Source organism: Streptomyces sp. NPDC003038 (genome assembly GCF_040611115.1).
GTDB lineage: Bacteria > Actinomycetota > Actinomycetes > Streptomycetales > Streptomycetaceae > Streptomyces.
Window position 1 is genome coordinate 1 of record NZ_JBEXNN010000113.1, and the last position, 1,593, is coordinate 1,593.

Here is a 1,593-nt window from a genome sequence, read left to right on the forward strand (position 1 = left end):
TTCTTGATCTCGGTGAGGATGTGCATCCAGTGCTTGGCGCCCTCGCCGCCGTCGCCGGCCCACAGGCCCAGGATGTCCCGCCGGCCCTCCGCAGTAACGGCCAGAGCCACGTAGATGGGCCGGTTCGCCACCGCGCCGTCGCGGATCTTCACGTGGATAGCGTCAATGAAGATCACGGGATAGACGGCGTCGAGGGGCCGGTTCTGCCACTCGGCCATGCCCTCCATGACCTTGTCGGTGATCGTGGAGATGGTCTGGCGGGAGACCTCGGCGCCATAGACCTCGGCCAGATGGGCCTGGACCTCACCGGTCGTCAGGCCCTTCGCGGACAATGAGATCACCATCTCGTCGACGCCGGACAGACGCTTCTGCCGCTTGCGGACGATCTTCGGCTCGAACGAGCCGTCACGGTCCCGGGGCACGGATATCTCCACCGGACCGACGTCCGTCAGCACGGTCTTGCCCCGGGTCCCGTTACGGCTGTTCCCACCGTTCTTCCCGGCCGGCTCGTGCTTGTCATAACCGAGGTGGTCGGTGATCTCGCCCTCCAGGGCGGACTCCAGCAGCCGCTTCGTCAGCTGCTGCGCAGCCCGCCCTCACCGGTCAGCTGCAGGCCCTCGGCCTGAGCCCGGCCCACCAGCTCGTCGATCAGCCGGTCGTCCACTGCCTTCACAGGCTGCGGCCCAGGCTTCTCGACGGTGTCGGCCTCGGCCACGTTCTCACTGGTCATCGATGCATCTTCCTTGATCGGGAGTTACACCGAACGATTTACAGTCCCGGAGAGCAATGCTGGAGAAGCGCGCTATATGATAGACCTCCATCTTTATAGTCACTATTGCACTACATGCGGCAGATTTTCCGGAAAATTTCCGCAGGGAGCAGTCGATAGTGTGATCTCGTTCATGTTCCGATAACTGCTACTACGAACTACAATCTCTTCATGGCTCAGAAAATTGTTACCATCTACACCGACGACCTGACTGGGGAAGAGTCCCACGAGGCCTCGACCCACACCCTCGTGCTCGACGGTGTCGCATACGAGATGGACCTCACTCCGGACAGCTATGACAAGCTGCTCGAAGCGGTTGCCCCCTTCATGCGCGGGGGGCGGAGGACAGGTCGAGGCCATGGAAAGGCTGCGAAGCCCCGCACCGGTGGGAGATCTAATGACACTGCCGAGATCCGAACCTGGGCAAAGAAAAACCACCTTGCGGTCAATGACCGCGGGCGAGTGCCGAAGAAACTTCGCGAGGCCTACGAAGCAGCCCACTGAGCATCTTTCGTCTTGAGTCTCGAGGTTATGCGGCGGCCGCGGCCCAAGCTTGTAGCGTTGACCAGGAAGTGGCGGGAGGGGAAGCGGCCGAAGCCAGTGAGCTTCTTCAGTGTCGCTTCTACAGGGTGAGGACGGCCTTGACGATTAACGTGAATGTGTTGGGGCTGACGCGGGCTTTGCGGAAGATGCGCCAGGCCTTGAGGCGGGCGATGGCCCGTTCGACAGGCAGGGCTGATTCAAAGTCCAGATGATCATGTTGGGTTGCTGGTCAGGCCAGGTCGGGGAGGTCCAGTGGGTGTGTGAAGGGGGCGTAGGAGGTT

General features: G+C 61.7%; 1 protein-coding gene and 2 pseudogenes. 1 reads left to right on the plus strand and 2 read right to left on the minus strand.

From position 1 onward, the window contains the following. Positions 1 to 730 (minus strand): annotated as a pseudogene (locus ABZX75_RS34320) (IS256 family transposase); the annotation flags it as partial. Between the two features lie 210 nt (positions 731 to 940). Between ABZX75_RS34320 and ABZX75_RS34325 the strand changes: the two are divergent. Continuing rightward, the gene (locus ABZX75_RS34325) at positions 941 to 1,273 is read left to right on the plus strand and encodes an Lsr2 family protein (protein ID WP_355418160.1); all 333 of its coding nucleotides are present in this window, start codon (positions 941 to 943) and stop codon (positions 1,271 to 1,273) included. Between the two features lie 118 nt (positions 1,274 to 1,391). Here ABZX75_RS34325 and ABZX75_RS34330 read toward each other — a convergent pair. After that, a pseudogene (locus ABZX75_RS34330) lies at positions 1,392 to 1,499 on the minus strand (IS5/IS1182 family transposase); the annotation flags it as partial. Positions 1,500 to 1,593 lie beyond the last annotated feature (94 nt).

Excerpts from the sequence above, each read along its gene's own strand:
- ABZX75_RS34325 (WP_355418160.1), top strand. The coding sequence starts at position 941 with ATGGCTCAGAAAATTGTTACCATCTACACCGACGACCTGACTGGGGAA.